Source organism: Streptomyces sp. NPDC005485, assembly GCF_040606085.1.
Lineage (GTDB): Bacteria > Actinomycetota > Actinomycetes > Streptomycetales > Streptomycetaceae > Streptomyces.
Window position 1 is genome coordinate 1 of the sequence record NZ_JBEXDZ010000158.1, and the last position, 22,678, is coordinate 22,678.

A 22,678-nucleotide genomic window follows, 5' to 3' on the forward strand; every position below is an offset into this window, starting at 1 on the left:
ACCCCCCGGTGCGCTAACACCCACCCCCGGTCTCCCGCCCCCCGGCGCCCGCGGCGGGGGGCCCCCGCCCACCCCGCGCCCCCCCCTTCCGTGTGTCGCGGGTCCTACGCGCCGAGCAGCTTCCTCACCCGGTCCTGGCCTACCGCGAGGAGCAGGGTGGGCAGGCGCGGGCCGGTGTCGCGGCTGACGAGCAGGTGGTAGAGCAGGGCGAAGAAGGTGCGCTGGGCGACCTTGATCTCCGGCGGGAGCTCCTTGGGGCCTGCGTCGGCGGAGAAGCCGGCCTGGACCTTGGGGACGCCGTAGACGAGGTGGGTCAGGCCGTCCAGGGACCAGTGGGTGTCGAGGCCGTCGAGCAGCAGGCGCAGGGAGGCGCGGCCCTCGTCGTCGAGGGACTTCAGGAGCTCGGTGTCGGGTTCGGCGCGGACGACGGTGCGCTGGTCGGCGGGGACCTGGGTGTTGATCCAGGCCTCGGCCTTGTCGAGGCGCGGCCGGACCTCGTCGAGGGAGGAGAGCGGGTTGGCGGGGTCCAGCTCGCTGAGGATGCGCAGGGTCTGGTCCTCGGCGCCGGCGGTGATGTCGGCGACGGAGGCGAGTGTGCGGTACGCCATGGGGCGGGGGGTCCTGGGGAGTTCCCCGGCGGCGGTGCCGACGGCGCGGGCGTGGGCGGCGGCGTCCGCGGGCAGCGCGGAGCCGTCGGCGACCTTGGCGCCGAGCTTGTCCCACTCGTCGTAGAGCCGCTGGATCTCCTGGTCGAAGGCGATCTTGAAGCTCTGGTTGGGGCGGCGGCGGGCGTAGAGCCAGCGCAGCAGCTGCGGTTCCATGATCTGGAGGGCATCGGCCGCGGTGGGCACTCCGCCCCGGGACGACGACATCTTGGCCATGCCGCTGATGCCGACGAAGGCGTACATGGGGCCGATGGGCTGCTTGCCGCCGAAGATGCCGACGATCTGGCCGCCGACCTGGAAGCTCGATCCGGGCGAGGAGTGGTCGACGCCGCTCGGCTCGAAGACGACGCCTTCGTAGGCCCAGCGCATGGGCCAGTCGACCTTCCAGACGAGCTTGCCGCGGTTGAACTCGCTCAGCCGGACGGTCTCGGTGAAGGCGCAGGCCGTGCAGACGTACGTCAGCTCGGTGGTGTCGTCGTCGTAGGACGTGACGGTCGTCAGGTCCTTCTCGCACTGGCCGCAGTAGGGCTTGTACGGGAAGTACCCGGCGGCCGATCCGCTGCCGTCGTCCTCGGCGGCGGCGCCGGAGCCCTCGGCGGCCTCCAGTTCGGCCTCGTCGACCGGCTTCTGGCCCTGCTGCTTCTTGGCGGGGGCCTTCTTGGTGCGGTACTGGTCGAGGATCGCGTCGATGTCGCCGCGGTGCTTCATGGCGAACAGGACCTGCTCGCGGTAGACGCCCGAGGTGTACTGCGCGGTCTGGCTGATGCCGTCGAACTCCACGCCGAGCTCGGCCAGCGAGGTGACCATCGCGGCCTTGAAGTGCTCGGCCCAGTTCAGGTACGCCGATCCGGCGGGCGCGGGCACGGAGGTGAGCGGCTTGCCGATGTGCTCGGCCCAGGTGCCGTCGATGCCGGGGATACCGGCCGGGACCTTGCGGTAGCGGTCGTAGTCGTCCCAGGAGATGAGGTGGCGCACGGTGTACCCGCGGCGGCGGATCTCGTCGGCGACCAGGTGCGGGGTCATGACCTCGCGGAGGTTGCCCAGGTGGATCGGACCGGAGGGGGAGAGGCCGGACGCGACGACGACGGGTTTGCCAGGTGCGCGACGCTCCGACTCCTCGATGACCTCATCCGCGAAACGGGAGACCCAGTCGGTGGTCTCGGTGCTCTGGCCCACGATCGGCACGTCCTTCTTCCTCATACGCCAGTACGGCTGACCGCACCATTCTCCCAGCTCGGACGCGAACCGCGAAAACGGCTTTTCACCGCATGGGATACTCGGTTTTCGTAGATGCAGGAACTTCCGGAACCCGAGCAGAACGGCAGCCACTTCATGGCCTCGGTCACGTCCCTCACCGCTTCCGTCCACCAGCGCCTCGCGGACGCCCTCTCGGCAGCTCTGCCGGAGGCCGGCTCCGCGGACCCGCTGCTGCGACGAAGCGACCGGGCCGATTTCCAGGCCAACGGGATCCTGGCGCTCGCGAAGAAGGCGAAGGCGAACCCGCGGGAGCTGGCGACGCAGGTCGTGGAGCGGATCGACTCCGGTGAGCTGATCAAGGAGGTCGAGGTCTCGGGGCCGGGCTTCCTGAACGTCACCGTCACGGACCGGGCGATCACGGAGAACCTGGCCGCGCGGTATGCGGACAGCGACCGTCTGGGCGTGCCCTTCGCCCAGAACCCGGGCACGACGGTGATCGACTACGCCCAGCCGAACGTGGCGAAGGAGATGCACGTCGGTCATCTGCGGTCCGCGGTGATCGGTGACGCGGTCGTGCAGATCATGGAGTTCACCGGCGAGTCGGTGGTCCGGCGCCATCACATCGGCGACTGGGGCACCCAGTTCGGCATGCTCATCCAGTACCTGATCGAGCACCCGCACGAGCTGGACCACGAGGGCGGCGAGGTCTCCGGCGAGGAGGCCATGTCGAGCCTCAACCGGCTGTACAAGGCCTCGCGGGCGGTCTTCGACTCCGACGAGGAGTTCAAGACGCGGGCGCGGCGCCGGGTGGTGGATCTCCAGGCGGGTGAGCCGGAGACGCTTGCCATGTGGCAGAAGTTCGTGGACGAGTCGAAGATCTACTTCTATTCGGTCTTCGAGAAGCTGGACATGGAGATCCGGGACCCGGACGTGGTCGGCGAGTCGGGTTACAACGACATGCTGGACGAGACGTGCCGCCTCCTGGAGGAGTCGGGTGTCGCGGTCCGTTCGGAGGGCGCGCTGTGCGTGTTCTTCGACGACGTGAAGGGCCCGGACGGCAACCCGACCCCGCTGATCGTGAAGAAGTCCGACGGTGGCTACGGCTACGCGGCGACGGACCTGTCCGCGATCCGTGACCGTGTCTTCAACCTGAAGGCGTCCACACTGCTGTACGTGGTCGACGCCCGCCAGTCACTGCACTTCAAGATGGTCTTCGAGACGGCGCGGCGGATCGGCTGGCTGAACGACGACGATGTGAAGGCCGCGCAGCTGGCGTTCGGCACGGTGCTGGGCAAGGACGGCAAGCCGTTCAAGACGCGTGAGGGCACGACGGTGAAGCTGGAGGACCTCCTCGACGAGGCGGTCCAGCGTGCCACCGCCGTGGTGCGGGAGAAGGCCGAGAAGATGGGCCTGAGCGAGCAGGAGATCGTCGAGAACGGCCGATACGTCGGCATCGGCGCGGTCAAGTACGCGGACCTTTCGACGTCCGCGGTCCGGGACTACAAGTTCGACCTGGACCAGATGGTCTCGCTGAACGGCGACACGTCGGTGTACCTCCAGTACGCGTACGCCCGTATCCAGTCGATCCTGCGCAAGGCCGGGGAGGCCCGCCCCCTCGCCCACCCGGAGCTCGAACTCCACGCCGCGGAGCGCGAGTTGGGTCTGCACCTGGACCGCTTCGGCGAGACGCTCGCCGAGGTCGCGGCGGGCTACGAGCCGCACAAGCTGGCCGCGTACCTGTACCAGCTGGCGTCGCTCCTGACCGCGTTCTACGACAAGTGCCAGGTGCTGAGCGACGACAACCCGGCGGAGGTCGTCGAGAACCGCCTGTTCCTCGTCGACCTCACGGCCCGCACGCTGCACCAGGGCATGGCTTTGCTGGGCATCAGGACGCCTGAGCGGCTCTGACCTGACCTCGGGCACGACGCAAGAGCCCCGCACTCCGGGATCCCCCGGGTGCGGGGCTCTTGCGTCTCCCTACTCGCCCGCCCCGGCTTCCTTTGGAGGCGTGACGAATCCGGAGGTGTCCAGGTCGAAGTCGAAGAGTGCGGGCAGGTGTTCCGGTCCCTGTATCCAGTGATTTCCATGTGGTCGCTGACCGTCACGGATTCCGCGGTCATGGAGGCCACTGCCGATGCACTTCCCGCCGTCGCTGCCATGGGCCGCGTGTACACGGTGCTGGCCTGGCCGTACCCGCAGGAGACCGTTCTCTTTCAGAGCGCCGATCCCGTCGAGGCCGTGGAATTCACGGCCCGGCTGATCGAGAAGCAGCGCGCGGGGTGATCCGCGAGGGAGTCGAGGATGAAGGCAAGCCCGTGAGCCCCAGCCCCGTGGGGCGTTTCCGGGCTCAGGACGCCCGCCGCCCATCATGTGCGGGCTCGGACCGAGTGGTCAGCAGGTCCAGGCCCAGCGGAGTGCAGGTGTGCCAGACGGCCTTGCCGTCGCGGTGCGTGGTGATCAGGCGAGCGTCGCGCAGGGCCTTGGTGTGTTCGGAGGCCGAGGACTTGCTTACGTCGAGCTCGCGGGCGACGTCGCTGCCTGCGGGCGGAATCAGCCCGAGCATGGGACGCGCGCCCACCGGAAAGCTCTGCCGCCCTGCACTGCCGGCGGTCAACACAACGGGTGCCTCGCGGCGTTGCAGCATCGCGACGGCCATGCCGAGTTCCATCAGCGGAGCGGGCTCGGTCGCAAACGCCACCCCCAGCAGATCCTCCGCCGTGAAGTGCACACGCACCATTCCGTTCCCCCCAACATCCTCCGCGGCCCACCGACATGCCCAACGCTCCGGCCACACGGCACTGTTCGGTCAGGGCCGAAAGCATCGCGCCCCTCGGCGGCCCCTCGAAGTATTGGCTGTGCGACCGCCGGGACGGAAGCAGCTCACCGGACGGGTCGCCCTCACCACTCACACCGCGGTTGACCACCGTGGTGTCCATCAGGCCCAACAGGGCTGACAGACAGGGGAAGCAACAGTGCGCACACACTCACGCCTGGCTCCGCTCGCTCTGGCCGCCGTCGGCGCCGGTCTCGTCCTGGCCACGTCGACACCGGCCAGCGCGTCGGACGACTGGCACGTCATCAGCGGCTGGAGCGGCCTGGCCACCAAGCGGCCGACCGGCTGGATGGCTTATCCGGAGTCTCCCAGCGGCCCCGCTCAGGCGGAGGGCTGGGGCCGGGTGGACTGGACCGGCACGGACGTGGAGGTCCACACCGGTGCCGCCGACCGGATCAACGACGGCTGGTGCGCGATCACGCAACTGCGCTATCACGTCAAGGTCAACGGGGCTTGGAAGAGCGACTGGCAGTACCGCTCCCCTGCGGTCGACTGCGACATCGACGACGGCCAGGTCATCTCGAAGTACTACGCCTCGAACTACCCGATCAAGGACGTGCACTTCCAGGTCTGCCTCGGCTGGCGGGACGGGACGACCTTCCAGTGCCCCACGAACTGGCACTGATCGCGGCTCACCAGCAGTCGGGCACCGATCACGGGACGGTCCGGTCGTCTACGGGCCGAGGCCGTCCCTACTCAGGGGGAGACGGGACCCGGCAAGGCGCGCGAGTCGGCACGTCGCGTCTTGCCGGGCTCTCGCTACCGCTCCCCGCTGGGTGTCAGGCGTAGTAGTGGATCGAGCCGTGCAGCGCGGGCCCGCCGCCCTCGCAGTGCTGGACGAAGGTCGCGGCGAACGCCTTCACGGCTCCGTCGGTGCCGAAGGCCAGTTTGGTGACGGTGAGTTCGCCGGTGACCGTGTTGCAGCCGCGTCCGTTGCCGAACACGTCGAGCCCGGCGACGCCCGCCGCGCTGCTGCGCTCGGCCTGGTAGGTGTGCCCGGCCTGGAAGTGCTCGCCGGTGGGCGGGGCGAGCAGCGCCGTCCAGTACTCCCGCTTGCCGGAGGCGCTGTACTGGATGCCGTCGCCGCGTCCGCTGAGCGAGAAGGTGCTGGTGGAACCTGTGTGGGTCTTGCTGACGCCCTGGCCTATGTAGTCACCGGGGTCGCTGGTGTAGGCGTAGGACAGCGGGTGGGCGCGGTACTTGACGACACCTTTGAGCGCCGGGGCCGTGGCGCTCTCGCAGTGCTGGGTGTAGCCGGCGTCCAGGACGGTGATGGCGCCGGAGGTGTCCGTCTCGATCTGGTTGACGGAGAACTGGCCGTAGACCTCGTTGCAGCCGCGGCCGTCGCCGGAGACATCGAGGCCCGGGGAGCGGCCGGTGCGGAACGAAGCGCGCTCCGCGTCGCGGTAGACGCCTGGGTGGAGCTTCTCGCCCTGGGGCGCGGCGAGTTCGACGTCCCACCACTCGTTGTCGGTGGAGACGCGGAAGCGCACGTATTCGGCGGAGCCTCCGGCGGTGATGGTGGCCGTCGACTTCTTGTACGTGGCGGTGCCGCCCTGGCCGATGTAGTCACCGGGCTGGCTGGTGTACGTGTACCTGGTCACGGCCGTCGGCGTGCCGGTGGCCGCCGCAGCGGGCGCGGCCAGGGCCGTGGTGAGGCCGATCGTCGTGGCAAGGCCGGCTAACGCGCCGGTGAGAACGCGCTGCCATGCTGTGCCTCTGCGCACGGATGTTTCCCCCTCCGTGTGGTGGGCGTCCCCACTGGACCCCCGCCTCACAGTTGTAACAACCGCCACTGACATCGGCCCCAACTCCCCGGAAATTCAAGGGCTTTCCCGGAACTCTCCGGCTTCAGGACGCCCGCCGCTCCTCGTTCGCGCTCTCGGCCCGGCTGGTCAACAGGTCCAGGCCCAGTGGGGTGCAGGTGTGCCAGACCGCCTTGCCGTCGCGGTGGGTCGTGATGAGGCGGGCGTCGCGCAGGGCCTTGGTGTGTTCGGACGCGGAGGACTTGCTGATGTCGAGCTCGCGGGCGACGTCGGTGGTGGTGCGTTCCTTGGTGAGGAGTTCCAGGGCGGCGGCGCGGGTGCGTCCCAGAAGCGCGGCGAGCGGCCCGTGGGCGGGTTCGCTGCGGGGCTCGGTGAGCAGCGGCAGCGGGGCGGCGGCTTCGTAGACGATGATGCTCGGGGTGTCGTCGTGCACGGCGAGCAGCGGGCGGCCGGTCCACAGGGTGGAGGGGAGCAGGATGACGCCGTGCCCGGTCAGGGTCACCTGGATGTCGTCGGGCGAGTCGTAGATCAAGGTCGTGCCGTCCCAGTGCCCGCCGGGTCCGAGGCCGGCCAGCGCGGTGCGGATGCCGTGTTCGGCCAACAGCCGGGTGCGCCAGGCGCGTTCGGCGTCGAAGGCGGCCTGGACGCGCGCCCAGGGCTCGGCGAGGAGGCCGCCGTACGCGGACCGCAGGGCGCGTTCGAGTTCCTGCCAGGCCTGCCGGTCCTGGTCGGCGAGGCGCCGCGCCCAGGTGCTCGGCGGCAGCACGGAGGGGATCCGGTGGTCGAGTTCGGCGCGGACGCGTGCGCCGGGGGTCGACAGGACGGTCTCCAGCCCGTCCTCCAGGCCGCGGCTGAGCGGGTCGAGGAACATGGGGCCGCGCGCGGAGGGCGGGATCAGGTGCAGCAGGGGGCGCGCGGCGGCGGGGAACGCCTGCCGTGTCCGGTGCTGCCAACGGGTCAACGCCGGTGGTGGCGAACGGCGTTGGAGTACCGCGACGGCCATCCCGAGTTCCATCAGCGGGGCGGGCCGGGTCGCGAACGACACCCGCAGCAGGTCCTCCGCCGTGAAGTGCAGACGCAGCATGTACCGCCCCTTCCCCGCACGCTCTCCGGAGCCTCCGCATGTGCCCGCCGCGGACCACGGTTCGGTCAGGACCGAACTCATCGCGGTGCGCACCGGGTTCACGAATTATGAGCAGTGCGGCCGACGGGACGGAAGGAGCGATCCGGACTCGGCGTCGCTCACCACCCGAGGGGCAGGGGTGACCCGGCCGCTCACCACCCGAGGGGCAGGGGGAACCCCGGCGGGAGGACCTGGCAGGGTGCGCGGACTCGCAACCTCACCGCCCTGCCGGGGCCCGCCCCTCCCGGGCGTCCAGTCAGCCCCGCAGACCGCTTGCGAGCCTCCGCAGCCCCTCCCCGATCTCCTCCGGCGTCTGCGTGACGAAGCACAGCCGCAGGGTCGCCGGGTCCGGTGTGCCGGCGTAGAAGGGCGCGCCGGGGACGTACGCCACGTTGTGCTCGACCACCTGGCGCAGCAGGGCCGTGGTGTCGTACGACGTCGGCAGCCGGGCCCAGAGGAACATGCCGCCCTCGGGACGGTTCCAGGTCGAGCCCTCCGGGAGTGCGTCGCCGATGCCGGCGAGCATGGCGTCGCGCCGCTCGCGGTAGACGCCCGCGACCCGGGCGACGTGTGCGTCGAGGTCGCGGTCGGCCAGGTAGCGGGCGGCGGCGAGCTGGTTGACGGTCGGGGTGTGCAGGTCGGCGGCCTGCTTGGCGACGGCGCAGGCGCGCCGGAGCGCGCCGGGGGCGCGCAGCCAGCCGAGCCGCATCCCGGGTGCCATCACCTTGGAGAACGAACCGAGGAGCACGGTGCGGTCCTCGGCCCCTTCGTAGGAGGCGATCCACGGCACCCGGTCGCCCTCGAAGCGGAGTTCGCCGTACGGGTCGTCCTCGACGATCCACAGCCCGCGCCGGGCCGCCACCGCCGCGACGGCGGCCCGCCGCTCGCCGGGCAGGGTACGGCCGGTGGGGTTCTGGAAGGTCGGCACGGTGTAGAGCAGCTTGGGGCGCTCGCGCGCGACGAGGTCGTCGAGGGCGGCCGGGTCCATGCCGTCGTCGTCGCCGGGCACGGGCACGACGCGCGCTCCGGCGAACGCGAAGGCCTGAAGTGCCGCCAGATAGCAGGGACTTTCGACCAGGACGGTGTCGCCGGGGTCGATCAGGGCGGTGGCGAGGAGCGACAGCGCCTGCTGCGAGCCGGTGGTGACAAGCAGGTCGTCGGGCCCGGTGGCCAGGCCCCGGACGCCGTACCGCTCGGCGAGGGCGGTACGCAGGACGGGCTCGCCCTCGGTCGTGGCGTACTGCAGCGCCTGCCGGGGAACGTCGGCGAGGACGTCCCGGTAGGCGGCGGCTATCCCCGCCACGTCGAACAGCTCGGGCGCGGGCAGCCCACCCGCGAAGTTGATCACCTCGGGCCGCGCGGTCACCGCCAGGATGTCCCGGACCGGAGAGCCGCCGATCGCGGTGGCTCGTGCGGCGAGCGGCGGCACGGGCGAACTTGCGGTCACGGGGTCGGCGACGCTCACGGCGGGCTCCTTCGGCTGCGGCTCTGGGCAGTTGTTCGTATCGAGCAGCCTAAAACCCTTTGATCGCGTATGCAGGGGCTGTCTACGGTGCGGACATGCTGCCCCGCGTGGACACCGACACCGAATGGGACGAGGCCTCCTCGGACGAGGCCGCGCTACGGCCGGGCGTCGAGGACCTCTGCGCCCGACTCGGGCTGGCGGGCACCGAGTTGACCCGTTTCCCGGCGGGTTCGCTGCCGGTGTACGCCGTCGGCACCGAGCACGTGCTGAAGCTGTTCCCCGGTGCGTACGCGCAGGACGCCGTCCGTGAGGCGCGCGTCCTCTCCCACCTGGAGGACCGCCTGCCGGTGCCCACCCCGCGGGTCCACGCGGCAGGCGCGTACGAGAACGGCTGGCACTACGTCCTCATGTCGCGCCTGGCGGGCGAGGACCTGGCCGTGGCGTGGCCGCGCGTCCCCATCGCGGTCCGCGACCGCATCGCCACGGAGTCCGGCGCGGCCCTCGCCGCCCTGCACGCGCTCGACCCGGCACCACTGGCCGACGTAGTGGGCCCGCCCGACTGGGGCACGTTCCTCGACAAGCAGCGGGCCGGCGCGGTCGAGCAGCAGCGCGAGTGCGGTCTCGCGGAGGTGTGGCTGGAGCAGATCCCCGACTACCTGGACTCCGCCCAGCTGCCCACGTCGACCGAACGCGTCCTGCTGCACACGGAGTTCATGCGCGAGCACCTGATCACGGACCCGTCCGACGGCTGGCGCCTGACCGGGCTCATCGACTTCGAACCGGCGATGACCGGCGACCGGGCGTACGACTTCGTGGGGGTGGGCCTGTACGTGACGAAGGGCGACCCCCGCCTCCTCAGCCGCTTCTACGAGGCCTACGGCCGCGCCCCGTACCCTCCGCAGACCCTCCTCGCGTACACACTGCTGCACGTGTACAGCAATCTCGCGCGCTATCTCAAGGGCCTGCCCGTCGCCCCCGAACCGCGGCTGGACGTCCTCGCGGACACCTGGTTCGCAACGGACACGAGCCGCTAACCCTGGGGAGCCACCGGTCCCCACTCGCTGTCGCCCAGCGGCTGGTCATAGGCGGGCCGCCCCACGTTCCCGCTGGTCCGGAAGGGCTTCCCACGGTCGTCGACGCGGACGGTCCCGCTCTTCCTCCCGCTGGACCAGTCCAGTTCCAGGTACCAACTCACGTTGTGCGCCTGGACGTCGGCGAACACGTAGAAGACCTCGGGGTCGGACTCGCTCACCTTGTACGGGAAGTCCCGCTGCCCGGCCCTGGGTTCGGTCGCCGGCCGTCCCGCGTCCAGGTCGACATGGAACGACGCGGTCTTCACCCCGCCCCCGCACCCGACACCCATCGTGTAGTCGTTCCAGGCGAGCGGCGCCTCCTTGTCCACCACCCGCACATGCAGCGCGTCCAGGACGACCGTGGCCTTCCCGGTGCCCTGCACGGTCAACGCGACCATCTGCTGCCCTCCCGCGACCCCGCCGAGCGCGGCGACCCAGCCGCGCGCGTCCGACTCGTTCGGCGGCGGTGGAACCTTCTCGGGCTCCCGGTTCACCAGGTAGTGCTGACTGCAGGGTTCTTCCCACTTGTAGGGGTTGGTGGCGACGGCGGGCGCGGCGGCACCGTCGTCGGCAGGGCCCGCGGAGCTGGGCGCGGCGGCAGCCCCGGTGGTACGCGCGGACACGGACGGTGTCGTACGAGGGCTCCGCGAGGCGGACGGCGAGGGCGACTTGGGCCGGGCGTCCGGCGACGCCGTCGCCCCGGCCCCGGTGCGCTCGGCGACGGTGGACGCGGGGGCCCCCAAGGACTGCTTCTCACCGTGGTCCTTGCCCTTGCCGGGCACGAGGTTGACGACGAGCACGGCGGCGACGGCGGCCGCGACCACGCCGGCCCCGGCGAGCATGACGGCCCGCCGACGCCGCCAGACGCCGGCCTCGGCGTCGGCCCCGGCTCCGCCCTCGCGGACCTCACGAACCTCGGGCGAGACGGTCTCCGGCGCCGGCTCCACTGCCTCCGAGACCTCCGCGGCCCTTGAGACCTCGGCAGCCTCCACCGCCCCCGCGCCCCCCGCAGCCAAGGCAGCGGCCGCCCCCTTCTGCCCCCGCCGCACCGCATCCGCGAGCACCCACCGCCGGTGCAGCTCGACAAGCTCCTCAGGGGTGGCCCGGCAGGCACGCGCGAACCGCTCCACGGGCGCATAATCCGTCGGTACGGCATCCCCGTTGGCGTACCGGTGAAGGGTCGACGTGCTCATGTGCAGCCGCTTGCCGAGGGCCCCGTAGCTGAGTCCGGACCTCTCCTTGAGTTCCCTCAGCAGTCCCGCGAACTCGTCCCCGGCCACCGTTCCTCCGTCCCCCGCGTCCCGGCCCGTGTTCCAGAGGGACGACATCTCCGCAGCTCAAAGCCCATGTTGCTGTTCCGGCGTCCCGAATATCCCGACAGATATGGCGGCCGGGCCGGTTCACCGAGCAAGCTGTTTCCATCCAAGCACCTGCACCCGGCAACTACCTGACCGCCCACGCCCGTTGGCGCGTTTCAGCACCGACTGCGCACCGAAACCGAGGGGAACGCCCATGCCCGCACGCACCACGCACAGGGCCCGCACACGCCGACTGGCCGCGGCGGCCGCCATGTTGGCCGCCGCGCTCACGCTGACGGCATGCGAGGACGGCGAGGGCGTTCGCGACGAGGGCCCGTCCTCGGGACTCAGGCCTGCCGCACCATCCGGGCAGCCTCAGTGGCCCAGTACGTCAGAATATTCCGCGCCCCGGCACGCTTGATCCCGGTGAGGGTCTCCAGGATGGCCTTCTCCCGGTCGATCCACCCCTTCTCCGCGGCGGCCTCGATCATCGAGTACTCGCCGGAGATCTGATAGGCGGCCACGGGCACGTCCACCGCGTCGGCGACGCGCGCCAGGATGTCCAGGTAGGGCCCGGCCGGCTTGACCATCACCATGTCGGCGCCCTCCTCCAGATCGAGCGCCAACTCCCGCAGGGACTCACGTACGTTGGCGGGATCCTGCTGGTAGGTCTTGCGGTCACCCTTCAGCGAAGAGGCGACGGCCTCCCGGAAGGGCCCGAAGAAGGCCGAGGAGTACTTGACGGTGTAGGCGAGGATCGACACGTCCTCACGCCCGATCTGGTCGAGCGCATCGCGGACGACACCGATCTGGCCGTCCATCATCCCGCTGGGCCCGACCACATGCGCCCCGGCGTCGGCCTGCACCTGAGCCATCTCGGCGTACCGCTCCAGCGTCGCGTCGTTGTCGACACGCCCCTCGGCGTCCAGCACTCCGCAGTGCCCGTGATCGGTGGTCTCGTCCAGACACAGATCGGACATCACCAGCAACTCGTCGCCGACCTCGGCGCGCACATCCCGCAGCGCGACCTGCAGAATCCCGTCCGGATCGGTCCCCGGCGTCCCCACGGCGTCCTTCTTCGACTCCTCGGGCACGCCGAACAGCATGATCCCGGAGACCCCGGCCTCCAGCGCCTCGACGGCGGCCTTCTTCAGACTGTCGCGGGTGTGCTGCACCACGCCCGGCATGGCCGCGATCGGCACCGGCTCGCTGACACCCTCGCGCACGAAGGCGGGCAGGATGAAGTCGGCGGGGTGCAGCCGGGTCTCGGCGACCATGCGCCGCATGACAGGCGTCGTACGCAGCCGCCGCGGCCGCGTACCGGGGAAGGATCCGTACGTAGACATACGCCCTACGCTACGCCCGCCACAGAGGCACCTTTACCGACGCCCAGTCGGGGTTCCCAGCCCGTCCGGCGTTTGAGGACGAGCGCGAAGCGCGACGCAGGGGGAAAGGGGGCGCAGCCCCCAGGACAACGGGAAGGGCAGGGGCGGAGGGGGCGAAAACGCCGTCCCTCCAGCCCCCCACCACCGGCTAGGTGGTCCGCCGCCGCCGCGACCCGGGCCGCCGCTCACTCGGCCGAGTCACCGGATCCCCGGCCTCCTGAGCGGCAGCGCGCCGCTTCAGCCCGAAGTCCGCCAGCGCCTCGGCGAGCTTGTGCACGGACGGCTCGGGAGCCATCACATCCACCCGCAGCCCGTGCTCCTCGGCGGTCTTGGCCGTGGCAGGGCCAATGCACGCGATCACCGTCACGTTGTGCGGCTTCCCCGCGATACCCACCAGGTTGCGCACCGTGGACGAGGACGTGAACAGAACGGCATCGAACCCACCGCCCTTGATCGCCTCACGCGTGTCCGCCGGCGGCGGCGACGCCCGCACGGTCCGATAGGCCGTGACGTCGTCCACCTCCCAGCCGAGCTCGATCAGCCCGGCGACCAACGTCTCCGTGGCGATGTCGGCCCGCGGCAGGAACACCCGGTCGATCGGGTCGAAGACCGGGTCGTACGGCGGCCAGTCCTCCAGCAGCCCGGCAGCGGACTGCTCCCCGCTCGGCACGAGGTCCGGCTTCACACCGAACGCGACGAGCGCCTTCGTGGTCTGCTCCCCCACCGCGGCGACCTTGATCCCCGCGAACGCGCGCGCGTCGAGCCCGTACTCCTCGAACTTCTCCCGTACGGCCTTGACCGCGTTCACCGACGTGAAGGCGATCCACTCGTAACGCCCCGTCACGAGCCCCTTGACGGCCCGCTCCATCTGCTGGGGCGTGCGCGGCGGCTCGACGGCGATGGTCGGCACCTCGTGCGGCACGGCTCCGTAGGACCGCAGCTGGTCGGAGAGCGACGCCGCCTGCTCCTTCGTACGCGGCACCAGCACACGCCACCCGAAGAGGGGCTTGGACTCGAACCACGACAGCTGGTCGCGCTGCGCGGCGGCGGAGCGCTCACCGACCACGGCTATGACGGGCCGATGACCTTCCGGCGACGGCAGCACCTTCGCCTGCTTCAGCGTCTGCGCGATCGTCCCGAGCGTCGCGGACCAGGTCCGCTGCCGAGTCGTCGTACCGGCGATCGTCACCGACAGCGGCGTATCGGGCTTGCGTCCGGCGGCGACCAGCTCACCCGCGGCCGCGGCGACCGAGTCGAGCGTCGAGGAGACGACCACGGTTCCGTCGGACGCGCCTACCTCGGTCCAGCACCGGTCCGAGGCGGTGCGGGCGTCCACGAACCGCACGTCCGCACCCTGCGCGTCCCGCAGCGGCACACCGGCGTACGCGGGTACACCGACGGCGGCGGCGACACCGGGCACGACCTCGAAGGGCACACCCGCGGCCGCGCAGGCCAGCATCTCCTCGGCGGCGTACGTGTCGAGCCCGGGGTCACCGGACACCGCACGCACGACCCGCTTGCCGCCCCGTGCGGCCTCCATGACAAGATTGGCCGCGTCCCTCATCGCCGGGATCCCAGCGGTTGTTGACGCACTGTCAACAACCGTCGGACGAGGCGTGCCCGTGCCCGGATACGTACCCGAGGAAGACCCCGAGGGCGTATCCGCCGAAGACGCGGATGTCGCATCCGTGTTCAGCACGGCGACGCTTTGCCTGGCATGCACACGCACCACGTCGAGCACCTCGTGCTCGGCGACGAGAACGTCCGCGTTCGCCAGCGCCTCGACGGCGCGCAGTGTCAGCAGTCCCGGATCCCCGGGTCCGGCACCAAGGAAGGTGACGTGCCCGTGTTCCGGACCGGCGGGAAAGTTGGTGGGGCTCAAAGTGCTCGCTCCCCCATCAGACCGGCCGCGCCCTTGGCAAGCATCTCGGCGGCGAGTTCACGGCCGAGCGCCATTGCTTGGTCATGTGTCTCGGGCACGGGACCGGTGGTGGACAGCTGCACCAGCGTCGAGCCGTCGGTCGTGCCGACGACGCCGCGCAGGCGCATCTCCTTGACAATCTGTCCGTCGGCCAGAAGGTCGGCGTACGCACCCACAGGTGCGCTGCAACCGGCCTCCAGGGCGGCGAGCAGGGACCGCTCGGCGGTCACGGCGGCCCGGGTGAACGGGTCGTCGAGCTCTCCGAGCGCTGCGACGAGGTCCGCGTTGTCCGCGGCACACTCGATCGCGAGGGCCCCCTGGCCGGGGGCCGGCAAAACGGTGTCGACGGACAGGAAGTCGGTGACCTCCGCGCTCCGCCCGATCCGGGCGAGTCCGGCGGCGGCGAGGACGACGGCGTCGAGCTCACCCTTCCGCACGAACCCGATCCGGGTGTCCACGTTGCCACGGATCGGGACCGTCTCGATCGTCATCCCGTGGCTGCGCGCATACGCGTTCATCTGCGCCATGCGGCGCGGCGAGCCGGTGCCGACGCGGGCGCCGTCCGGCAGTTCGGCGAACGTCAGCCCGTCCCGTGCGACCAGCACGTCACGCGGGTCCTCGCGCACCGGCACGGCGGCCAGCGCGAGTTCGTCGGGCTGTCCGGTCGGCAGGTCCTTGAGGGAGTGCACGGCGAAGTCGACCTCGCCGCGCAGCAGCGCCTCACGCAGCGCGGTGACGAACACACCGGTGCCGCCGATCTGCGCCAGGTGCTCGCGGGACGTGTCGCCGTACGTCGTGATCTCCACGAGTTCGACGGGACGTCCGGTCACCTGGCTCACGGCATCCGCCACTTGCCCGGACTGGGCCAGGGCGAGCTTGCTCCGCCTGGTCCCGAGCCTCAGTGCCGTTGTTTCCGGCTCACTCATCATCGCCCTCGGTTCTCGGCGTTCTCGTTGGTGATGTCATCGGTGGCCCGCGAGACGGAGGCGACCGTCTCGGGGTCCAGATCGAAGAGGGTGCGCAGTGCGTCCGCGTACCCGGCGCCGCCGGGTTCGGCGGCCAGCTCCTTGACCCGTACGGTCGGCGCGTGGAGAAGTTTGTCGACCACGCGCCGCACGGTCTGGGTGATCTCGCTGCGCTGCTTGTCGTCGAGGCCGGGCAGCCGGCCGTCGAGGCGAGCGATCTCGCCGGCGACCACGTCCGCTGCCATGGTGCGCAGCGCGACGACGGTCGGCGTGATGTGCGCGGCCCGCTGGGCGGCGCCGAAGGCGGCCACCTCGTCGGCGACGATACGGCGCACCTGGTCCACGTCGGCGGCCATCGGCGCGTCGGCGGAGGCCTCGGCCAGCGACTCGATGTCGACGAGCCGCACCCCGAGCAGCCGGTGCACGGCCGCGTCGATGTCGCGCGGCATGGCGAGGTCGAGAAGGGCGAGCACGGGCGCCGGGCGCGGGGCCTCGACGACGGGCTCGGGCCTGCGGCGCTCGGGGACGCGGCCGATGGCGGCCGCGGTCGCGGCGAGCGCGGTGATCAGCTCGGCGTCGGCCTCCGCCATACGGCGGCTGTCGCGGCGCTCGACCGTTCCGGTGCCCTTGTCCACCCAGGCGGCGTGCTGCTCCAGCGTGGCCGCGTTCATCCCGGCCACCGCGGCCTCCCCCATGACGGAGAAGCCGGAGGCGCCCTGCACGGCGGACAGGTCGAGCGGGCAGTTCTCCTCGGTGCCGAGGCTGGTCGGTGCGAGGGTGCCCTCGGAGGCGGCCGGTACGTCGTGCTGGACGGCTGCCGGAGTGCCGGTGCGGCCCTCCACGGCGGCCGTGACCGCGTCGGCGGTCAGGACGAGGCCGGTCGCGCCCGTACAGGAGACGGCGATGTCGGCACGTGTCAGCTCGACCGGCACCGACTCCATCGGTACCGCGCGGGCCAGCACGTCCGTGTCGTCGCCCTCGGAAAGGATCTGCGCGAGGCGCTCGGCGCGGTCGTGGGTGCGGTTGGCGATCACGATCTCGGCGACCCCGGCGCGTGCGAGCGTCGCCGCGGCCAGCGAGGACATGGAGCCCGCGCCGATGACGAGGGCCTTCTTGCCCTTGGCCCAGGCCTCGACGGCCGCACCGGCGCAGAGCTGCTCCAGACCGAACGTCACCAGCGACTGCCCGGCCCGGTCGATGCCGGTCTCGGAGTGGGCCCGCTTGCCGACCCTGAGCGCCTGCTGGAACAGGTCGTTGAGCAGGCGCCCGGCGGTGTGCAGTTCCTGCGCGGTGGCCAGCGCGTCCTTGATCTGACCGAGGACCTGCCCCTCGCCCACGACCATCGAGTCGAGCCCGCACGCCACCGAGAAGAGGTGGTGGACGGCCCGGTCCTCGTAGTGCACGTACAAGTAAGGAGTGAGCTCCTCCAGGCCGACCCCGCTGTGCTGGGCGAGCAGCGTGGACAGCTCGGCGACGCCCGCGTGGAACTTGTCCACGTCGGCGTACAGCTCGATGCGGTTGCAGGTGGCGAGGACGGCGGCCTCGGTGGCCGGCTCGGCGGCCAGGGTGTCCTGGAGAAGCTTGGCCTGTGTGTCCGTGGCCAGCGCGGCCCGCTCCAGGACGCTGACCGGAGCGCTGCGGTGACTCAGCCCGACGACGAGGAGACTCATGCCGGCATCACGGCGGGGACGTCCCCGTCGGGTCCTTTGCCGTTGTTCTCCTGAGAGGCCGCGAGCGCGGCGCCCGCCTGGGCCTGCGCCTGCGCCTCGGCCTCCTCGCCGGCCTTGCGCTGCTCGTGGAAGGCGAGGATCTGCAGCTCGATGGAGAGGTCGACCTTGCGCACGTCGACGCCGTCCGGGACGGACAGCACGGTCGGCGCGAAGTTCAGGATGGAGGTGACACCGGCGGCGACCAGGCGCTCGCAGACGGCCTGAGCGACGCCCGGCGGGGTGGTGATGACCCCGATGGAGACGCCGTTCTCGGAGATGATCTTCTCCAGGTCGTCGCTGTGCTGCACGGTGATCCCGGCGACCTGCTTTCCGGCCATCTCGGGATCGGCGTCGATCAGCGCGGCGACCCGGAACCCACGAGAGGCGAACCCGCCGTAGTTGGCCAGCGCGGCGCCGAGGTTACCGATACCGACGATCACAACCGGCCAGTCCTGGGTCAGCCCCAGCTCGCGGGAGATCTGGTACACGAGATACTCGACGTCGTAGCCCACACCGCGCGTCCCGTACGACCCGAGGTAGGAGAAGTCCTTGCGCAGCTTCGCGGAGTTGACCCCCGCGGCGGCCGCGAGCTCCTCGGAGGAGACCGTGGGTACCGAGCGCTCCGACAGGGCGGTGAGGGCTCGGAGGTACAGCGGAAGCCTGGCGACGGTGGCCTCGGGAATCCCTCGGCTGCGGGTCGCCGTTCGGTGAGTTCGGCCAGTTGCCACGGTGCTCCTGCGGGTAGCGCGGGGCTGCAGGCGGTCACACGTCCCCAGACCGCCCCGTCGAATGCAGGCTATGTCTTTGTGAACGCGTGCACAAAGATGGTGTCCGATTTGCCCGGCCAACGTGACCGGGGTCACGCACGCCCGGCGCACCCGTATGGAACCGGCGCGCGAGCACCTACGTTCCTTGCCTGAAGGGGGCAAAGCCGCACACACTCCTCAACGAATCCCGCCCCCGAGATCTGAATCGCCCCCGATCCTAGGCGACTTTCCGGACCACTTGGACTCCTCGGTCAGGGCATGAGAGGCACCTCCTAGGAGAGGGCTTTGCGCAGCCGGCCCTCGTCGACGCGCCAGAACGTGTGCTGCGCGCCGTCCACCAGCACCACCGGAATCTGCTCCCAGTACGCCCGGTGCAGGTCTTCGTCCTGCGTGATGTCCTTCTGCTCCCACGGGACACCGAGATCGCCGCAGACCTTTTCGACAACTGCCTGTGCGTCATCGCACAGATGGCAGCCGGGCTTCCTGATCAGCGTCACGAGGTGAACTTGAGACTCCCTCGTGTCCTTCTCGTTGTGCTTCTCGCCGTCCGTCTTGTCGGTGCGGCGGTCGTTGCGCCGGAACATGGGACTCATACCGGCCATTCTCCCGCTGCGGCCGCGCTGGTGGGGACCGTCCGCCCGGGCGGCCCCAACCCGCTTGCACACTGGGCCGACGCCTTGGTGGGACCACTTCTTTAACGGGTCGGTCGCAGAGAGTTCACAGCACCGAATCCTCTCGACTCCGAAGCGACCGAACAGACTGGCTATGCTCACGACATGGCCGCTCTCGGATGGCTCACTCCCCGTAGGCGCTCCGCCACCGCGCGGAGCGTGTTGGCAGGCGAGGCCTCGGCGGAGGCCGCCCGCAAGTCCTCGCAGGAACTGGAGGACCTCGCCCACGAAACCGCGCCCGACGCTCCGGACGCCGCGGAGGAACCGGAGTTCCCGGTACTCGGTGACGACAGGGCCGCCGCGTTCTTCGACCTCGACAACACCGTGATGCAGGGCGCCGCGATCTTCCACTTCGGCCGCGGTCTGTACAAGCGGAAGTTCTTCGAGACCCGCGACCTCGCCAAGTTCGCCTGGCAGCAGGCCTGGTTCAGGCTGGCCGGCATCGAGGACCCGGAGCACATGCAGGAGGCGCGCGACTCCGCGCTGTCCATCGTCCAGGGCCACCGTGTCGCCGAACTGATGTCCATCGGCGAGGAGATCTACGACGAGTACATGGCCGAGCGCATCTGGCCGGGCACCCGCGCGCTGGCCCAGGCGCATCTGGACGCCGGGCAGAAGGTCTGGCTGGTGACGGCCGCGCCGGTCGAGATCGCGACGGTGATCGCGCGGCGGCTGGGCCTGACGGGCGCCCTGGGCACGGTCGCGGAGTCGGTGGACGGGGTCTACACCGGAAAGCTCGTGGGCGAGCCGCTGCACGGGCCCGCCAAGGCGGAGGCGGTACGGGCGCTGGCCGCGGCGGAGGGCCTGGACCTCGGCCGCTGCGCGGCCTACAGCGACTCCCACAACGACATCCCCATGCTGTCCCTGGTGGGCCACCCCTACGCCATCAACCCGGACACGAAGCTGCGCAAGCACGCGCGGGCGTCCGACTGGCGGCTGCGGGACTACCGCACGGCACGCAAGGCCGCGAAGGTCGGCATCCCCGCGGCCGCGGGGGTGGGCGCGGTAGCCGGTGGCACGGCGGCGGCGATCGCCCTGCACCGCCGCCGGCGATAGCGCCTGACCGCACGAACACCCGCCCCGGGTCCCCTCTCCCGAAGAGGGGGCCCGGGGTTGACGTTTCCCTGCCCGCAGGGCCCTCGCGTCGCTGTCCGGAGGCCAATCACGGGGTTCTACCCGGGCAGCCTCCCCGCCAGTCCCCTTCACCGCACACGGCCACAACACGCCCCGCACCCAGACGGAACCTGACCCGATTCGATCAACAACCGGTCACTGTCCGGCACTTGATCAGGCGTCAATCGGTTACAGAAGCGACGTAATCGATGATTTGAGCAACTGGGTGTAGCACTGCCTGTACGAAGCGTTATTCTCCTCAGACGCAAACCGGTACCCCTCCGTCGCTACGACGGGTGAACGGTCCCGCACTGCACGTGATGGAAGCTCTGCCTCTGGGAGTCCCGTGTACTCACACGTCGGGGTTGACGCCTCTGGCCTGGCTACGCTGCGCGCAACGGTCCTGGACCGCCTGCGCGGCTTCGTCCCCACCGCGTACGCCGTCCCCGCCTTCGCCGTCCCCGCACCCGCCGGTCCCTGCTATGCCCTGGCCGACGGCGTCGAACAGGGCTCGGCGCGAAGCGCCGTCGTCGGGGGGCGGCGATCGGGCGACGGCCGGGAAGTCACCAGGCGGAGCCGTTCCGGCTCGGCCGCCACCCCCACCGCCCGCCGCCCGGCCGCAGACAGTGACAGCGCCCGGATGATGGACCTCGTCGAGCGCGCCCAGGCCGGCGAGGCCGACGCCTTCGGACGCCTGTACGACCAGTACAGCGACACCGTGTACCGCTACATCTACTACCGCGTGGGAGGCAAGGCGACAGCCGAGGACCTCACCAGCGAGACGTTCCTGCGCGCCCTGCGACGGATCGGCACCTTCACCTGGCAGGGCCGCGACTTCGGCGCCTGGCTCGTGACGATCGCCCGCAACCTGGTCGCCGACCACTTCAAGTCGAGCCGCTTCCGGCTCGAAGTGACGACCGGCGAGATGCTCGACGCCAACGAGGTCGAGCGCTCACCCGAGGACTCCGTCCTGGAGTCCCTCTCCAACGCCGCACTGCTCGATGCAGTACGGCGCCTCAATCCCCAGCAGCAGGAGTGCGTGACCCTGCGCTTCCTCCAGGGCCTCTCGGTCGCCGAGACCGCCCGCGTGATGGGCAAGAACGAGGGCGCGATCAAGACCCTCCAGTACCGGGCCGTCCGCACCCTCGCCCGGCTCCTCCCCGACGACGCCCGCTGAGAACACCCGACCCACCGCGGACCGATACGCTCAGCGATGCTCAACTCACCATCCGTAAAAGTCCGTTGACTTCGCGGTCCGATCATCCGTCGTCCGTAACCCAAGTGCCGCGCCGCTCGTTGTGTGGGATACAGGCTCCCTGTGGTCACTCCCTGGCCGCCACCGATCACTCGATCGTGTGGATGTGGTCAGGGCGTGCAACCCTCAGGACCCCCTGGGGAGTCGACCGTCATGACGAGAGGAGGTGCCGCCAGTGATCGCGAACGTATCGGCACACCGGCGGGCGAACGCCTTCGCCCAGGCCCTGGAGGAGCAGTCCGACCGGGGCACGGCGGCCGAGCAGCCCGATGGATCGGCACCGCCTCCGGCTGCTGCGTCCACGGCTGCTGCGGAACAGACCGGGCAGGGCCGTTTGTTGGCCCTCGCCTCCGGTCTCGGCGAGCTGCCCAAACCGGAGCTGGACCCCGAGGTGAAGGTCGTCCAGCGGGCCCAGCTCGTGGCCGCCATGGAGGCCATGCTGCTGGAGGGCACGGCACTGGGCGGCGAAGGCCCGGACCCTTCGGTGCCCGAGCAGCGGTCCCATCGGGGCAGAGGCACGCACCGGGCGAGCGGGCTCGGGAAGTTGCGACCACGGTCCCGGCTGTCGAAGGGGCTCGCCGCGGGCGGGCTCTCCATCGGTGTGGCCGCGGGAGCCTTCGGCGGCGTAGCCGCTGCCAGCTCCGACGCCCTCCCCGGTGACTCGCTCTACGGGCTCAAGCGCGGCATGGAGGACATCAAGCTGGGCCTGGCCCACGGCGACAGCGACCGCGGCGAGGTGTATCTCGACCAGGCCTCGACACGGCTGAGCGAGGCACGCCGGCTGATGGAACGCGGCCGCTCCGGCCACCTGGACCACGAGTCCCTGGGCGAGATCCGCCGCGCTCTGTCGGGCATGCAGCACGATGCCTCCGAGGGCCACCGGCTGCTGCACGAGGCATACGAGCGGGACGGCTCCCTGGGCCCGATCCAGGCGCTCTCCGCGTTCTCCCAGTCGCACCGCCAAGCCTGGGGCACGCTGCGCGACCGGCTGCCGCTCCAGCTCGGTGACGTCAGCGAGCAGGTCTCGTCGGTGTTCGCCGCCATAGACGAGGAAGTCGAGCCGCTGCGCTCGCTGCTTCCCCAGCCGACCTCCCCGGAGGGCACCGGCCGCCACCGCGGCAGGAGCGAGGAGTCCACCGGCTCCTCCGGCACGGACCGCCCGGAGCCCAGCGCCACCAGCGGCTCCGCCACCGGAACGCACAGCAGCGGCAAGCCCAAGCCGTCCACCTCGGGCAGCAACAGCGACGGCCTCCTCGGCGGCAACACGGGCGGCCTCCTCGACCCGCCCAAGGACGACACCAGCTCGTCCCCCTCAAGCAGCGACAGCACCACCCCCGAGCCGGACGTCACCCTGCCCCCGCTCCTCCCGGGCCTCCTCCCGGGCCTGGGCATCGACAGCGAGGACGCCGACTAGCGGGATCAAGTCGTACGGCGATGGGGGCTCCCTTCTCAGGTAGGGAGCCCCCATCGCC

General features: G+C 70.8%; 19 protein-coding genes. 7 read left to right on the forward strand and 12 right to left on the reverse strand.

All coding sequences use genetic code 11. The features are described 5' to 3' along the window. Positions 1-104: 104 nt before the first annotated feature. Positions 105-1,850, reverse strand: coding sequence for a lysine--tRNA ligase (gene lysS, locus ABZS97_RS35810; RefSeq protein WP_356144805.1), 1,746 nt, complete (start codon positions 1,848-1,850; stop codon positions 105-107). 147 nt (positions 1,851-1,997) lie between these two features. Here lysS and argS point away from each other — a divergent pair, with 147 nt between their 5' ends. Together argS and ABZS97_RS35820 are read left to right on the forward strand one after the other, a co-directional pair. Further along, complete coding sequence (gene argS, locus ABZS97_RS35815; protein ID WP_356144841.1) at positions 1,998-3,770, forward strand: arginine--tRNA ligase; 1,773 nt, start codon at positions 1,998-2,000, stop codon at positions 3,768-3,770. A 177-nt stretch (positions 3,771-3,947) separates the two neighbouring features. Continuing rightward, the gene (locus ABZS97_RS35820; RefSeq protein WP_356144807.1) at positions 3,948-4,145 is read left to right on the forward strand and encodes a hypothetical protein; all 198 of its coding nucleotides are present in this window, start codon (positions 3,948-3,950) and stop codon (positions 4,143-4,145) included. 64 nt (positions 4,146-4,209) lie between these two features. On the opposite strand, the gene ABZS97_RS35825 is transcribed toward ABZS97_RS35820, so the two are convergent. Continuing rightward, positions 4,210-4,599 (reverse strand): helix-turn-helix domain-containing protein, encoded by a 390-nt coding sequence (locus ABZS97_RS35825; RefSeq protein ID WP_356144809.1) that lies wholly within the window; start codon positions 4,597-4,599, stop codon positions 4,210-4,212. Between the two features lie 235 nt (positions 4,600-4,834). On the opposite strand from ABZS97_RS35825, the gene ABZS97_RS35830 reads away from it, so the two are divergent. Then, complete coding sequence (locus ABZS97_RS35830; protein ID WP_356144811.1) at positions 4,835-5,320, forward strand: hypothetical protein; 486 nt, start codon at positions 4,835-4,837, stop codon at positions 5,318-5,320. A gap of 154 nt (positions 5,321-5,474) precedes the next feature. On the opposite strand, the gene ABZS97_RS35835 is transcribed toward ABZS97_RS35830, so the two are convergent. From ABZS97_RS35835 to ABZS97_RS35845, 3 genes are all read right to left on the reverse strand, one after another. After that, positions 5,475-6,422, reverse strand: coding sequence for a hypothetical protein (locus ABZS97_RS35835; RefSeq protein ID WP_356144813.1), 948 nt, complete (start codon positions 6,420-6,422; stop codon positions 5,475-5,477). 124 nt (positions 6,423-6,546) lie between these two features. Next, the gene (locus ABZS97_RS35840) at positions 6,547-7,545 is read right to left on the reverse strand and encodes an ArsR family transcriptional regulator (protein WP_356144815.1); all 999 of its coding nucleotides are present in this window, start codon (positions 7,543-7,545) and stop codon (positions 6,547-6,549) included. Between the two features lie 295 nt (positions 7,546-7,840). After that, positions 7,841-9,049, reverse strand: a complete 1,209-nt coding sequence (locus ABZS97_RS35845) for a PLP-dependent aminotransferase family protein (RefSeq protein ID WP_356144818.1) — start codon at positions 9,047-9,049, stop codon at positions 7,841-7,843. A gap of 95 nt (positions 9,050-9,144) precedes the next feature. Between ABZS97_RS35845 and ABZS97_RS35850 the strand changes: the two genes are divergently transcribed. Beyond that, positions 9,145-10,083: an aminoglycoside phosphotransferase family protein gene (locus ABZS97_RS35850; protein ID WP_356144820.1), complete on the forward strand. Its 939-nt coding sequence runs from the start codon at positions 9,145-9,147 to the stop codon at positions 10,081-10,083. On the opposite strand, the gene ABZS97_RS35855 is transcribed toward ABZS97_RS35850, so the two are convergent. The 7 genes from ABZS97_RS35855 to ABZS97_RS35885 all read right to left on the reverse strand — a co-directional run bounded on the left by ABZS97_RS35855 (position 10,080) and on the right by ABZS97_RS35885 (position 18,769). Then, a complete protein-coding gene (locus ABZS97_RS35855; protein ID WP_356144821.1) occupies positions 10,080-11,450 on the reverse strand; it encodes a helix-turn-helix transcriptional regulator in 1,371 nt (456 codons plus the stop codon). The genes ABZS97_RS35850 and ABZS97_RS35855 overlap by 4 nt on opposite strands. 317 nt (positions 11,451-11,767) lie before the next feature. Then, positions 11,768-12,766 carry a porphobilinogen synthase gene (gene hemB, locus ABZS97_RS35860; RefSeq protein WP_356144822.1) on the reverse strand — a complete coding sequence of 333 codons (999 nt, stop codon included), beginning with the start codon at positions 12,764-12,766 and terminating at the stop codon, positions 11,768-11,770. Between the two features lie 187 nt (positions 12,767-12,953). Further along, entirely contained in the window at positions 12,954-14,687 is a 1,734-nt protein-coding gene (locus ABZS97_RS35865; protein ID WP_356144824.1) for a uroporphyrinogen-III synthase, read from the reverse strand. Further along, a complete protein-coding gene (gene hemC, locus ABZS97_RS35870) occupies positions 14,684-15,652 on the reverse strand; it encodes a hydroxymethylbilane synthase (RefSeq protein ID WP_356144826.1) in 969 nt (322 codons plus the stop codon). The genes ABZS97_RS35865 and hemC overlap by 4 nt, the downstream gene beginning before the upstream one ends. After that, the gene (locus tag ABZS97_RS35875; RefSeq protein ID WP_356144828.1) at positions 15,652-17,361 is read right to left on the reverse strand and encodes a glutamyl-tRNA reductase; all 1,710 of its coding nucleotides are present in this window, start codon (positions 17,359-17,361) and stop codon (positions 15,652-15,654) included. Before ABZS97_RS35875 ends, hemC begins: the two co-directional genes overlap by 1 nt. Beyond that, positions 17,358-18,128, reverse strand: coding sequence for a redox-sensing transcriptional repressor Rex (locus ABZS97_RS35880; protein ID WP_356144830.1), 771 nt, complete (start codon positions 18,126-18,128; stop codon positions 17,358-17,360). Before ABZS97_RS35880 ends, ABZS97_RS35875 begins: the two co-directional genes overlap by 4 nt. Positions 18,129-18,439: 311 nt before the next feature. Further along, positions 18,440-18,769: a glutaredoxin family protein gene (locus ABZS97_RS35885; RefSeq protein WP_356144832.1), complete on the reverse strand. Its 330-nt coding sequence runs from the start codon at positions 18,767-18,769 to the stop codon at positions 18,440-18,442. A gap of 174 nt (positions 18,770-18,943) precedes the next feature. Here ABZS97_RS35885 and ABZS97_RS35890 point away from each other — a divergent pair, with 174 nt between their 5' ends. The 3 genes from ABZS97_RS35890 to ABZS97_RS35900 all read left to right on the forward strand — a co-directional run bounded on the left by ABZS97_RS35890 (position 18,944) and on the right by ABZS97_RS35900 (position 22,620). Then, positions 18,944-19,894: an HAD-IB family hydrolase gene (locus tag ABZS97_RS35890; protein ID WP_356144835.1), complete on the forward strand. Its 951-nt coding sequence runs from the start codon at positions 18,944-18,946 to the stop codon at positions 19,892-19,894. 403 nt (positions 19,895-20,297) lie between these two features. Further along, the gene (locus ABZS97_RS35895) at positions 20,298-21,128 is read left to right on the forward strand and encodes an ECF subfamily RNA polymerase sigma factor, BldN family (RefSeq protein WP_356144837.1); all 831 of its coding nucleotides are present in this window, start codon (positions 20,298-20,300) and stop codon (positions 21,126-21,128) included. Positions 21,129-21,381: 253 nt separating this feature from the next. Beyond that, positions 21,382-22,620, forward strand: coding sequence for a DUF5667 domain-containing protein (locus ABZS97_RS35900; RefSeq protein WP_356144839.1), 1,239 nt, complete (start codon positions 21,382-21,384; stop codon positions 22,618-22,620). The last annotated feature ends 58 nt before the right edge of the window (positions 22,621-22,678 follow it).